Origin of the sequence: Enterobacter sp. 03-F-07-AD-ECC (assembly GCF_047530935.1) — a bacterium.
GTDB lineage: Bacteria > Pseudomonadota > Gammaproteobacteria > Enterobacterales > Enterobacteriaceae > Enterobacter > Enterobacter cloacae.
This window is the reverse complement of record NZ_JBLKBZ010000004.1, coordinates 295,006-305,937: the sequence shown is the minus strand read 5'-3', so window position 1 is coordinate 305,937 and position 10,932 is coordinate 295,006. Positions and strand designations below refer to the sequence as shown.

General features: G+C 64.6%; 14 protein-coding genes. 10 read left to right on the top strand and 4 right to left on the bottom strand.

Annotated features, from left to right (window positions below):
- A partial coding sequence (locus ACMWKA_RS08800; protein ID WP_414760128.1) for a hypothetical protein occupies nucleotides 1-269 on the top strand: 269 nt, incomplete at its 5' end.
- Here the strand turns inward: ACMWKA_RS08800 and ACMWKA_RS08795 are convergent.
- Entirely contained in the window at nucleotides 266-559 is a 294-nt protein-coding gene (locus ACMWKA_RS08795; protein WP_064717570.1) for a helix-turn-helix domain-containing protein, read from the bottom strand. The two genes, ACMWKA_RS08800 and ACMWKA_RS08795, sit on opposite strands and share 4 nt — an antisense overlap.
- A 319-nt stretch (nucleotides 560-878) precedes the next feature.
- Here ACMWKA_RS08795 and ACMWKA_RS08790 point away from each other — a divergent pair, with 319 nt between their 5' ends.
- The 9 genes from ACMWKA_RS08790 (at nucleotide 879) to ACMWKA_RS08750 (ending at nucleotide 8,339) form a co-directional block, all read left to right on the top strand.
- Nucleotides 879-1,229, top strand: coding sequence for a DUF2958 domain-containing protein (locus ACMWKA_RS08790; protein WP_028699139.1), 351 nt, complete (start codon nucleotides 879-881; stop codon nucleotides 1,227-1,229).
- Between the two features lie 343 nt (nucleotides 1,230-1,572).
- Nucleotides 1,573-2,340, top strand: a complete 768-nt coding sequence (locus ACMWKA_RS08785) for a DUF2285 domain-containing protein (RefSeq protein WP_004883055.1) — start codon at nucleotides 1,573-1,575, stop codon at nucleotides 2,338-2,340.
- Nucleotides 2,341-2,452: 112 nt separating this feature from the next.
- Nucleotides 2,453-2,737 (top strand): helix-turn-helix transcriptional regulator, encoded by a 285-nt coding sequence (locus ACMWKA_RS08780; protein ID WP_004883058.1) that lies wholly within the window; start codon nucleotides 2,453-2,455, stop codon nucleotides 2,735-2,737.
- A gap of 26 nt (nucleotides 2,738-2,763) precedes the next feature.
- The gene (locus tag ACMWKA_RS08775; protein ID WP_004883059.1) at nucleotides 2,764-3,606 is read left to right on the top strand and encodes a replication initiator protein A; all 843 of its coding nucleotides are present in this window, start codon (nucleotides 2,764-2,766) and stop codon (nucleotides 3,604-3,606) included.
- A 265-nt stretch (nucleotides 3,607-3,871) separates the two neighbouring features.
- Entirely contained in the window at nucleotides 3,872-4,510 is a 639-nt protein-coding gene (gene parA, locus ACMWKA_RS08770) for a ParA family partition ATPase (RefSeq protein ID WP_004883061.1), read from the top strand.
- Complete coding sequence (locus ACMWKA_RS08765) at nucleotides 4,507-4,782, top strand: chromosome partitioning protein ParB (RefSeq protein WP_100185503.1); 276 nt, start codon at nucleotides 4,507-4,509, stop codon at nucleotides 4,780-4,782. The genes parA and ACMWKA_RS08765 overlap by 4 nt, the downstream gene beginning before the upstream one ends.
- Nucleotides 4,779-5,324 (top strand): DUF2840 domain-containing protein, encoded by a 546-nt coding sequence (locus ACMWKA_RS08760; RefSeq protein ID WP_100185504.1) that lies wholly within the window; start codon nucleotides 4,779-4,781, stop codon nucleotides 5,322-5,324. The genes ACMWKA_RS08765 and ACMWKA_RS08760 overlap by 4 nt, the downstream gene beginning before the upstream one ends.
- Nucleotides 5,321-5,920: a S26 family signal peptidase gene (locus ACMWKA_RS08755; RefSeq protein WP_100185505.1), complete on the top strand. Its 600-nt coding sequence runs from the start codon at nucleotides 5,321-5,323 to the stop codon at nucleotides 5,918-5,920. Before ACMWKA_RS08760 ends, ACMWKA_RS08755 begins: the two co-directional genes overlap by 4 nt.
- Before the next feature lie 436 nt (nucleotides 5,921-6,356).
- Nucleotides 6,357-8,339 carry a relaxase/mobilization nuclease and DUF3363 domain-containing protein gene (locus ACMWKA_RS08750; RefSeq protein WP_313605946.1) on the top strand — a complete coding sequence of 661 codons (1,983 nt, stop codon included), beginning with the start codon at nucleotides 6,357-6,359 and terminating at the stop codon, nucleotides 8,337-8,339.
- Here the strand turns inward: ACMWKA_RS08750 and ACMWKA_RS08745 are convergent.
- From ACMWKA_RS08745 to ACMWKA_RS08735, 3 genes are all read right to left on the bottom strand, one after another.
- Nucleotides 8,332-9,642, bottom strand: coding sequence for a patatin-like phospholipase family protein (locus tag ACMWKA_RS08745; protein WP_414760127.1), 1,311 nt, complete (start codon nucleotides 9,640-9,642; stop codon nucleotides 8,332-8,334). The genes ACMWKA_RS08750 and ACMWKA_RS08745 overlap by 8 nt on opposite strands.
- Nucleotides 9,643-9,950: 308 nt before the next feature.
- A complete protein-coding gene (locus ACMWKA_RS08740; RefSeq protein WP_036412908.1) occupies nucleotides 9,951-10,568 on the bottom strand; it encodes a DUF3313 family protein in 618 nt (205 codons plus the stop codon).
- Between the two features lie 12 nt (nucleotides 10,569-10,580).
- Entirely contained in the window at nucleotides 10,581-10,916 is a 336-nt protein-coding gene (locus tag ACMWKA_RS08735; RefSeq protein WP_080750184.1) for a DMT family transporter, read from the bottom strand.
- Nucleotides 10,917-10,932 lie beyond the last annotated feature (16 nt).

Below are 10,932 nucleotides of genomic sequence, written 5' to 3'. Positions count from 1 at the left end.
CGGTGCTGCTGATCGCAGCATCGCACGCACAGGGTTTCGGCAGTTGCCCCATGTCCCGCATGTCCAAGGCCAGCATTGCATTGGTGATGGTCGAATGGCTCGAAGCCCGTGGCAGTAGGAACAGCATGGCGTGTCGGCGCATTGCGCCGCCGGGCTTTCGGGCTGCGCCCCATGCCGCCAATGGCGTCATGTCCATTCGGCTTCAATCCCTCACGCCTTCGCGCCTGGCGGCGCTGCGCGCTCCGCTTGCGGGCATTCAGACGCGCTAGGGCGCGTCGCGCTCTTTCAGCACGGCCTCGAACTCCTGGCGCACCCGCGCCAGCAGTTCGTCGGCCTTGTGCGTGTCGTCGCCGGCGTAGGCCAGCGTCAACAGCGTCAGCGGATGCACTTCCATGACCTCGCACAGCTCGGTCAGCTTGTGCAGGGTCGGACTTTTCAAGTCGCGCTCCAGCGTACTCATATAGGTGCGGCTGGACACGTCGGAGAACGCTTCCTGGCTCAAGCCTCGCGCCTTCCTGACTGTCCGTATTGCCGTTGCCAATGAGTGTTTCGCTGTCACTAACTTGGTTTCCCCATAAAAACCAAGATGACAGCCCATTGCGCCCTATAGGGCTACAATCTATAGTGTTCATTCATGGCTGAAAGGCCCGCTTTCGTGCTTTTACGGAAATCCGCAGATGCGGATTCCGACAGAACCGGGGAATCGCATCCGTGTCTTTCCGGCTTCCGACAATTCCGCTTCGGCGCTTCTGTTCTTCTACGGATGCGATGGCTTGCACATCGGTGCTTCCACACGAATGCACGGATGCGTTTCGGCAGTTCTGCGCTTCGGCACCAAAGCGCATTCGCGCATCGTCGGTTTCGTGGAGAAGCTGCCCATGACCCTGCCGCTTGTCACCGCTGATGAACGCGCCCGGCTGCTGGCCCACGGCGCGGCGCTCGCCGCTGGTCAGCGGCTCGACCCGCTGCCCGTGGTGCGCTTGTTCACCCCGGACGCGCATGTGACCTGGCTGCTGGTGTCGCTCGACCCGGCGGATGGCGACACGGCCTACGGCCTGATCGACCTCGGTATCGGTATGCCTGAGCTCGGGATGGTCAAGCTGTCCGACCTGGCGGGCATCGTCGGGCCGCGCAAGCTGCCGGTGCGGCGGGATCGGTATTTCCAGGCGGTGCGCCCGTTATCGGAGTACGTCCGGCTGGCGCAGGAGAACGGCGCGATCACGGACTGATGAAAACCAGCGCGGCCTAGCCAGCCGGGGCGCATCGTGACTATTTCAATCTTGATCAAGACCGTGCAGGTCTGAATCCGCATTCTTGCACCGAAGTGGTGCGATCCTGTTGAAAACAGTCCTGATCTTGGGCGCGGGCTGCGGCACGGTGTTCGGTGCTGCGCGTCATTTTCCTGAAGGCGTAGCCGTCGCATTCAGACGATTTCCGCAACACGCAGAGCCAAATGGTCTTGACACCGACAGTTACAGCCTAACCAATTTTGATGACGACCTGATGGCATTTCGATAGTTCCCGCATCGCGGAAATCGTGGCGACGCATCCCAAACAGAGGGAGGTTTCGCCATGACTGATCGCAGCGCCGAACACTGGTATCCGACAGCGGCCTATCTCTACGTTCTGCACCTTGACGGCCCTGCGCTGGCGTGGGAATACCTGCGCCGAAATCCCGACTACCGCCGCGACTGGCTGCGCCGCCGCCGCCGGCCGGACACGGCGCAGGCGTGGGGCCTGCGCCTGCTGGAAGACCCAGCCCTGGATGCGCGCGACGCGCATCCGGCCTGGTTTCCCGATCACGATGCCGTCGTGCAGGTTTACCCGGACGATGACCCGCCACCCGAAGCCCATGCCTTCGAGTTCTGGCGCGTCCCTGGCCGCAAGCAACTGATCCACGACGGCAAGCGCCTGGTGCTGGTGTCGCATTGGCCCGGCTGCTGCCTGCGGCTCGCGCTCGCGCCGGGCCTGGAAGACGGCATGGCCTACCTCTACGCCACCCGCGCCTGCGCCACGCCCTGCGCGCGCTATCGCACGCTCGCGTCCGAGCTGGACGCATTGGCCGTGGCCACGGTTGCCACGCCTGCGGCGGCGGCCCGTTCCAGGCCCACGACGGCCGCGGTGCTGGAACTGCACACCTTGCAGACGCTCGACGCGACCCTGGCGGGCGCGTCATTGCGCGAAGTGGCCGAAGGGCTGTTCGGCGCCGATGCCGTCGCCGCCGACTGGCACAAGGACAGCGCCTTACGTGCCCGCGTGCGGCGGCTGGTACGTCGTGGCGATGCGCTGATGCGTGGCGGCTATCGCCGCCTGGCACAGCTTCCGCCGCCGTTGCAGTAGGGGGGGACGTTTCGCGTCCCCCGTAGATCGTCCCTTAGCAAGCAGCCTCGCTTTCTTGAAAGTGCCTCTAACCGGCCGCGTGGTGTGGCCGGGCTTGATGGAGGTACATCCCATGCGACCCGCTCCCTTGCGGCCTGCCGCCGCTGCTGTCGCTGCGCCTGCGCAGCCCCAACGCTACCTGACCAACGACGAAGCCGCCGAGTACCTGCGCCTGTCGCCACGCACGCTGGAGAAACAGCGCGTGATCGGCGGCGGCCCGAAGTTCCGCAAGTTCGGCCGCCGCGTCATGTACGCGGTGTCCGACCTCGATGCCTGGGCCGACCAGCGCAGCTACGAGGCGACTTCCGACCCGGAATATGCCGAACGCCACGCGGGCGATTACCGTGATGGCCGCTGATCGCTGGCGCGTGGGTGGCCGTCGCCATGTCCAGCCCGCCAGGGCAAGCCTTGCAGCGCGAACAGCTCGACCTGTTCCGCGCGCTGCCGGGCGACATGGCACCCCGCGACAGCCAGGACTTGATGGCCTTTCCGTTCTTCTCGCTGGCGAAGTCGCGGCGTACCGCGCCGATCGACTTCCGCGCCGGCGGCATCACCATCCGCGTGGAGGGTACGCAGGAGCACGGCATCGCAACGATATGGGATGCCGACCTGCTGATTTGGGCCGCCTCGCAGATCGTGGAGGCGCGCGACGCGGGCTTGCGCCCGTCGCGCTGGATACGCGCCACTCCCTACGAGATCCTGCGCTTCATCGGGCGCGGCACGTCTCTCAACGACTACCTGCGCCTGAAAGCCGCGCTCGACCGGCTGCAATCGACCACGGTGGCCACGTCCATCCGCGAAACCACGGGAAGGCGATTGCATCGCTTCTCGTGGATCAACGAGTGGAAGGAACTGGCCGATGCCAGCGGCGTGCCGCTGGGCATCGAACTGATCCTGCCGGACTGGTTCTATGCGGGCGTGCTCGATGCCGCCTTGGTGCTGACCATCGACCCAGCCTATTTCCGCTTGAAGGGCGGGATCGAGCGCTGGCTGTACCGCCTGGTGCGCAAGCACGGCGGCAAGCAGCCGGGCGGCTGGCAATTCGACTTCCGGCACCTGCACCGCAAGTCGGGCAGCGCTGCGCGCTTCTCCGACTTCGCTTACGACCTGCGCGTCCTGGTGGCGCGGCAGTCGCTGCCCGGCTACGTCCTGGGCATCGAGCGAATGCCGGACGACGGACAAGAACTGCTGACCTTCCGGCCCGTGCTGCACACGGCACGGGGATAACTCGTGGAAAAGGTGTGGACGGCCTCGTGCTATCAGGAGTACCGGGTATCGTGCTATCGGGAGTACGCCTATCGTGCTATCAGGAGTACGAAAACGCCGGAAAGCCAATAACGGCGCGGGTTTGCGGCCCCTCTAACTTCCCTAACAAGAAATACATAACTTTTAGTAGAAGCGCGCCGTTTCGGTGGACAACCGAGAAACGGCACGGCGAACAGCGTTTTGCACGGCAGGTAAAGCCCGGCTTTCCAGCAGGGAGGGCCGCGCCATGATCCTCGCTCTGCTCAACCAGAAAGGCGGTGTCGGCAAGACCACGCTCGCCACGCACATCGCGGGCGAACTGGCGATGCGCGGCCAGCATGTCGTCCTGCTCGATGCCGACCCGCAGGGTTCATCCCTGGACTGGACGCAGCGCAGAAGCCAGCAAGGCTTGCCACGGCTGTTCAGCGCCGTGGGCCTCGCACGCGAAACGCTGCATCAGGAAGCGCCAGAACTCGCCAGGCGGGCCGATCACGTCATCATCGACGGGCCGCCGCGCATCGCCGCCTTGGCGCGCTCCGCGCTGCTGGCGGCCGAGCGCGTGCTGATCCCGGTGCAGCCCAGCCCCTACGACCTCTGGGCCAGCTCGGAAATGGTTTCGCTGATCCGCGAGGCGCAGGTGTTCCGGCCGCTGCTCCGCGCGGCCTTCGTCATCAACCGGCGCGTCAGCACCACCATCATCGGGCGCGAGGCGCGGCAATCGCTCGCCGAACAGCCGCTGCCCGCGCTGCGCTCGGAGGTGCATCAGCGCATCGTCTTCGCCGACAGCGTGGCCGCTGGCCGGCTCGCACGCGAGACAGCGCCCGACAGTGCCGCCGCCCGCGAGATCACCGCCCTGGTGGACGAACTGCTGCGGTGGCCGACATGACAGCGCAGCAGCCACCCAACAGCAAACGCACGGGCAAGCGCGTCGGCATCGGCGCGCGTCCGCCCGCGAATCCGCACGCCGAGGCGTGGATTCGTCAGGGCGATGCCGACGCGCTGGGCAAAGGCGACCTCTACACCGCGCGCCTGACCCTCGACATCACGCCCGCCATGCGGGCGCGCATCAAGGTGTTGGCCTTCACGCGAGGCGTGACCGTGGCCGACCTGCTGCGCGGTCTGCTGGAGCGGGAGTTTCCACCGGAGAACACACCATGACCGCATCCGCTTTGCCTGCCGCGAACGCGGCACCGGCTGCGCTGCCGCTGCATCCCGTAGCACTCGCCGGACAGGCCGGCAACGTGCCGCTGACGCGCGTTTCGTTGGCCTATCTCGAACACCGCTTCAAGCTCTACCTGCGCTTCGGCGAACCCGCACGCACGCTGCGCCTGGACGACTGGCGGCGCTGCGCGGTGTTCCTGCCGAGCGCGATGTTCTGCCGCATCCGCTGGCAGGCCAACGACTACGGCACGATCCGCTGGCAACTCATGGTGATGCAGGCTTGCACACCGCTGGACGCGGCGCAGCGCATCCCCGGCGTGCAGCCGGGTGCACGCTTGCTGCTGCACGCCGAAGGCGATGCCAACGTGCGCGCCGTGCTGGAACGTATCGACGGCATCGAGGCGCTGGGCATCGCCGCCATCGACGTGTCGCCCGCGTACTGGTGCACGCTGGGCAACCGTCTTGCGGCTCGCCTTGCGCTGCCCGAATACAACGCCGAGCGGCATACCGCCTGGCTGGCCGGGAAGGTGCTGCCATGACGGCCCCGACCACCACGGCCAACGCGCCCGCCGTACCACCGCGTCCTCGCTCACGCCTGCGCGCTCGCATCGTGCTGGCGACACTGGCCGCCATCGGCTTCGCTGCGCTGACCTGGGCGGCTTTCGTGTCGCCGCTGCCGCGTCTGACCTACAACCCGTCCGACAGCGTGGCGGTCGGTTGGTATCGCATTGACCCGTTCGACCCGCGCACCGCCTCATTGCCACGCCCGTTGTCCGTGGACAACATCGTGCTGGTGCCGCTTTCGGCCACGGCCGCCGCGCTCGCTGCGCAGCGCGGCTATCTGCCGACGCGCGTTCCGCTGCTCAAACGTGTGGGCGCGGTCGCGCCGCAACACGTCTGCATCGTCGCCGGTCAGGTACGCATCGACGGCGTGCCTTCCGCCGCCGTGCTGCCTGCCGACCGGCTGGGCCGGGCGCTGCCGTCCCTGCAACTTTGCCGCCGCCTCGAACCGGGCGAGCTGTTCCTGTTGAGCGTGACCAATCCAGCATCGTTCGACAGCCGTTACTTCGGCCCGGTCAGCGCATCCGCCGTGATCGGCATTGCGCATCCGGTGTGGCTGGAGATACGCCCATGATGGCCGCCGATTCGCTACGCTCCGGCGTGCCATCGGGCATGTCGTTCTCGCTGCTGCTGCCGTGTCGTCGCGGTTGCCGTGCTGGTGCATTCGCACCGCACGTCGCGCAGCATCCGGCGCAGCCGTCCAACGTGCAGGCGTCTTGCCTCGAACGCGCCCGGCCTGCGGCCATTGGCGCGTTCGCCGGCGCGCTGGCTGCTCACGCAGCAGCGCCGCCGGGCCGCCGGTGCCTGGAGCGACAGCGAAGGGCAAAGGCGGAAGGCAAGACAAAAGGACGCGGCACTGGGCCGCGTCGAAAGCCTGTCTGCACATGGGGGGAACACAGCACGGAGCGGCTTTGCCGCCGTGCCGCGTTCGGCGCGAGGGTCGCGCCAATGCAGGCATGCCCGCGTGCTTCGCACGACAGGACACGCCTGAGCTTGCCGGGAGAATGGCGATGACCGACCGCCGCGACGACGATTTCCGGGTGCGCCCCAGCGCCCCGAAGAACCGGGGCAAGGGCCAGGGGCAGAGCTTCGTTTCCAAGGTGCTCAAGCAGGCTGGCAAAGCCAGCAGCGGCAAGTCGGCGGTGCGCCGTCCTGGGGCCGCAGGCACCGGCCAGCGCCCCGGCTCTCGGCTCGGGCGCGGCCACACGGCAGCGCGCTTCGCCGGGGCGAAGCTAACGCCCATGTCGCGGCGCGTGACCATCAAGACCTTGCTGGTCAATCACCAGCGGGCCAGCCCGCAGTCGCTCGCCAAACACCTGCGGTACGTCGAGCGCGACGGCGCGGGCCGCGATGGCGAACCTGGCCAGGCCTACGGACCGCAGTCCGACGAAGCCGACCTGGACGCCTTCAAGGAACGCTGCGCCGATGACCGCCACCATTTCCGCTTCATCGTGTCCCCCGAAGACGGCGTGGAGCTGGACGACCTGCGCACCTACACCCGCCATCTGGTGAACCGCATGGAAGCCGACCTGGGCACACGGCTGGATTGGGTCGCGGTCGATCACTGGAACACCGACAACCCGCATACCCACTTGATCGTGCGCGGGCGCGACGACACCGGCAAAGACCTCATCATCGCGGGCGACTACATCGCACACGGCTTTCGCCATCGGGCCGCCGAACTGGCGACCGAATGGCTGGGGCCGCGCACCGAACTGGAGATTCAGCAGACCTTGGGGCGCGAGGTCGAACAGGAGCGATGGACGAGCCTCGATCGCACGCTGCAACGCGAGGCCGGCGAGGATAGCAGGGTGCGAATCGAACGCTTCAATGAGCCGGACTTACAACGCCAGCGCCTGCTGCTGATCGGCCGGCTGCAACGCTTGCAGCGCCTGGGCCTGGCCGACGAGGTGCAGCCCGGCACCTGGGCCGTCCATACAGACGCGGAGAAGACGTTGCGTGCACTGGGCGAGCGCGGCGACATCATCCGCACCATGCAGCGCGCCATGCGCGGCGAGCCGCGCGAGCTGGCGGTGTTCGAGCCAGGCGACGACGGCCGAACCATCCTCGGCCGCGTGGCCGCCAAGGGCTTGGCCGACGAGCTGCACGACCGGGGCTATCTGGTCATCGACGGCACGGATGGCAAGGCCCACTACGTCACGCTGAACGCCCGCGACGAGCTGGCGAACTACCCCACGGGCGCGGTGGTGGAAGTGAAGGGTTCGGCCGACGTGCGCGCCGCCGACAAGAACATCGCCGCGCTGGCGAGCGATGGCCTGTACCGCGCCGATCATCACCTGGCGATCGAGCAAGGCCGGGCAGTACCCGGACGCGACCCGCAGGAAGTTGTCGCCGCCCACGTCCGGCGGCTGGAAGCCCTGCGCCGGGCCGGCGTCGTGGAGCGCGTGGCCGAAGGGCTATGGAAGGTGCCGGACGACATGGCCGAGCGTGGCCGTCAGTACGACGCGCAACGGCTGGGCGGTGTGTCCGTGGAGCTGAAAACGCATCTGCCCATCGAGCGGCAGGTGCGCGTGATCGGCGCGACTTGGCTCGACCAACAATTGATCGGCGGCGGTCGTGGGCTGGGCGAACTGGGCTTTGGCGGCGACGCCAAGCAGGCTATGCAGCAGCGCGCCAACTTCCTGGCCGAACAAGGGCTAGCCGAGCGGCGCGGGCAGCGCGTGATCCTTGCCCGGAATCTGCTGGGCACGCTGCGCAGTCGGGAACTGGCACAAGCCGCCAAGGACATTGCGGCGGAAACCGGCCTGGAACATCGCTCTGTCACAGACGGCCAGCGCGTCGCCGGCATTTACCGGCGCTCCGTCATGCTCTCCAGCGGGCGCTACGCGATGCTCGATGACGGCATGGGGTTCAGCCTAGTGCCGTGGCGGCCGGTGATTGAGCCGCGGCTGGGGCAACAGCTTGCCGCCAAGGTTATCGGCGGAAGTGCCTCTTGGGAACTCGGACGAAAGCCCGGTATCGGTATCACTTAAATATCAAGGGGAGCTGAGTCCTAGGCACTGTCTGCTTGCCCGTCGAGATTCTTTTTAAAGATTCAATCAGCGCCAGAAACTCCTCGGATTGCCTCAGTGCTTCGCTTCCCGCAGTTTGCAGGTCCAAGACATCCTTGGCCTCGATTGTGAAGGCTGTGGGCACGCGTAGCAGCGAGTGCCGGATCTTGTCGTCCGGCACGTCGTTCAGACTTACGCTTACTACATGGATTTCTGCGTCAGCTGCAAAGGGGCTGTCCGCTTGGCCACGGGTGCGAGCAATCTCGGAACGCCAGTGCTGCAGGTCGTCGTTAAGCATGGCCAGCGTCACCTGGGTCTCGCGAGCGTCTGCACCGAAGATCAGCGACTCAAGTACTTGCGTCGTACTGGGGACTCGGTCGCTACTGTCCACGCGCTCGCTCAGGCCGCGTTCGGAGTTCACAGTCACCAACACGAGTCGGCGCAGGCTTCCGGGCTTGACGTCCGAGAAGTTGGCGCTCATTGAGCCCGAGGCTACTAGCCGGTCTAGCATCAGACGTACGCCGAGGTTGTCGGAGACACCACCGTCTACGAGGTGGATAAAGGGCCGATCCTGCGCATTGCGGTAGCTGTCTATGCTGCTTTGCAGGATGCGTGATCTGAAATCTTGCCCACGGATAGGCAAAGATCGAAGAGGCGGCGGACAAGTATTCGCGTTGTTTCGTACCGTTACGGGCGACAGCAGCAGCGGCACTGCCGACGAGGCCGCCACCGCGAAAGACAGCGGCGTGGCATCGAGGTCGGAACAGATTAGCCGGAACTGCTCGGTAGTGAAATCGAAAGGGGCACCGGTAGTGAGGTCGGTTGCCGTGATCATCAGATCGGGCGCGCCCGGTCGTCGACGCACGTCACCAAAGGTGCGACCTTCGAAAAGTTCGTCCAGGCGTTGAGCCAAGATCTGGCTGCGCCCAAACCAAGGTGAAGTTAGTCGATAGAGACGCGCAGGCCAGAGAGCTTCACGTACGAGTCGCGCCTCAAAGGGTACAAGCAGAAAATCCGGTTCGAAACGAGTCAGCGTGGCATCGCCGAATGCCGCGAAATGCGCGGCAAGGATGCTGCCCCCCGACACGCCGCTGACCAAAGACACCTGGTCCAGCAGAGTTGTCTCCTGGCCCTCTAGAGCGAAGCGTGTGGCCTTGAGTTCGCGCAGCACGCCCAGGCCAAAGGCCGCCGCCCGCGCGCCTCCACCTGACAGTGTTACCGCGACAACGACCGGTTGGTTGACCTCTGGCGGCCGGATGCGTTGGTCGCCCTCGGCGGAAGCCACTAAGGTGGCCTCGGAAAGTGGTGGGTTGATCCAAGGACGGTAGGTGGAGCACCCTGTCAGAACTACCATCGCCATCGCGCAGGCCAAACCCAACCGCGTGGATCTACACGCCTCCAGTCGCTTTACCCCCGCAAATAGCATCGCGCAACCTCTCGAATAGAAAAGAACGAAAGGCCACGGCAATTTTGCGGTGGAACCGAGCGAATTCAGAATGATGCTGGCGATCCAAGAAAGGCACCCCACCAACCCTCTTAATGGGGTTTCTCGCACTTTGCTTGTGGCGCGCGCAGGTATGGAATAAATGCTATTCACGAGTCAGCACTTCTCCAAGCGCTATTGATCTGTTCAAGGCAGGTGGAGATTGCAGACTTTGCATGTCCGAGCAGTGTATAGGACCCTTTGAAATCAGCGAGAGCGTTGCCGTGCCCGAAGCAGCTAGCAGCAGCAACTCGACGACCTGTTTGTTCATCTACTGCCTCGAACTCCAAACTGGCTCCGCCGGTTGTCACTGGCCCAACAAGCAACGTCGTTAGGGTATTGACTGCTCGATTAGGTGTCTCAATGGTCGTAATTGCCACACGCACACGTATGCGGCCTGACGAGGAGGGAGCTTCGGACTTGGTTTGGAGGTGTCGCAGTTCACTGTTGACATGATCGAGAAGCTCACGCACTTGCTCCGAGTCAAGACCATCAATGCGTCCAGTTCCCGTCACTATCTGAGCACCCTCGACTACTATTTCCCGGTAATGACGGGGCTCAAAGCCAGGCGCTTTAAAGAGTAAAACGTTCTCGTACTTCGTTTTTTCCAATGCATCGTAATTACCAAGAAACGCAGATCTCGTCATTCCGTTTGATGCACAGCCAGACAAGGTCGCAGCAAGGCTTAGCACCAGAAGGAGCCGGGCCGGTGAAATAGAGGTATTCATAGAAAGTTTCGCTTATCCCATTTTCAAACAGACAATTCCGGAGACAACAAGCGCAATGCCGGCCCAACGTATCAAGGAAGCCGTGTCACCGAACACATACACACCCACAAGAAATGCACCTAGTGAACCGATGCCGGTCCAGACCGCATAGGCTGTTCCCATGGGAATATGCTTGAGTGATAGCCATAGGAAAAATCCACTGGCTGCCATACAGGCAACCGCAATGGCCGGCCCCACGTAGCGCATCGCCACATTGATTGCACCCAGCTTGAGGCCGAGTGGCCAACCTATTTCGAAAAGTCCAGCAAGCAGAAGCACTAGCCATGGATTCCACATCAGCGGGTTCATGTATTTCTCCAAATCT